Origin of the sequence: uncultured Agitococcus sp. (assembly GCF_937920075.1) — a bacterium.
Classification (GTDB): Bacteria; Pseudomonadota; Gammaproteobacteria; order Pseudomonadales; family Moraxellaceae; genus Agitococcus.
In genome coordinates this window covers 1-1,001 of record NZ_CALETI010000035.1, presented here as the reverse complement: position 1 = coordinate 1,001, position 1,001 = coordinate 1, and the positions used below count along the sequence as shown (strand labels likewise).

The window sequence follows — 1,001 nt, the reverse complement described above, 5'->3', positions numbered from 1 at the left end:
CAACCACGGATCATGCCGATTTATCCTTAGAAAATTATGTTAATGATTGGTTTCCTAAAGCATTAGCCGCTATTCGTCAGCATAGTGACAGTGACGAAGTATCGTTATTAGGTTACTGCATGGGTGGTTTGTTGGCTTTAATGTATTTGGCTTCGCATCCTGATGATGACAAAGTGACTAATTTAATTACGATTGCTAGCCCGATTGATATGCACAAAGCCAATCCAATTACAGGGCCACTGAGTCAATTATTATCCATGCCAGCAAGTCTCATTAAACATAAAACAGGTTTTAAATTGGACAATATGTCCTCAGACAAATTTCATGTTGACGGTAAAACTCTGTCTTGGTTATTTAAAATGACCAATCCCTTAGGTGTTGTGTCGAGTTATATTGAGCTAATTCGTAACTTAGCCGATGATGATTACGTAGCTCGTTATATGACCATGAATGAATGGTTTACCAATATGCCTGATTACCCCGGTGCTACCGTACAAGATATGATGCGTAAAATGGGTTTATATAATCGTATGGCCAAAGGTAAGCTAAAAATTGGTGAGCGTATTGCTGATTTTAGCCAAATCAAAACTAATTTATTAGCCTTTGCAGGCGACAACGACAAAATTGTCAGTGTGGCTGGCGCAAGAGCAATTATGACCATTGTGTCATCTACCGATAAAACTTTTCATATTGTCCCTGGTGGCCATGCAGGGGTGTTTACAGGCAGTAAAGCAGTGCATACCACATGGTCTATTTCTAAAGATTGGTTGCAATTACGTTCTAAAGCCTATCCACGTCCTGTAAAAAAGGTAGGTTAATGATGAGCAATATTCGTCCTTTTGATGGTATTAAGCCGTCTGTTGCTGAAACTTGCTTTGTTGATAGTACCGCTGTGGTGATTGGCGATGTTGAGTTAGCCAAAAATAGCTCGGTGTGGCCATGTGCGGTGATTCGTGGTGATGTCAATAGCATAAAAATTGGTGAAGGTTCAAATATTCAAG

General features: G+C 39.7%; 2 protein-coding genes. Both read left to right on the top strand.

Translation table 11 applies throughout. The features are described 5' to 3' along the window. Positions 1-818 (top strand): alpha/beta fold hydrolase (locus Q0212_RS01000; RefSeq protein ID WP_297920873.1); only part of this gene is annotated, 818 nt, incomplete at its 5' end. Beyond that, positions 818-1,001, top strand: a 184-nt coding sequence (locus tag Q0212_RS00995) for a gamma carbonic anhydrase family protein (protein ID WP_367175438.1), incomplete at its 3' end; no start/stop codon positions are given. The genes Q0212_RS01000 and Q0212_RS00995, both read left to right, overlap by 1 nt.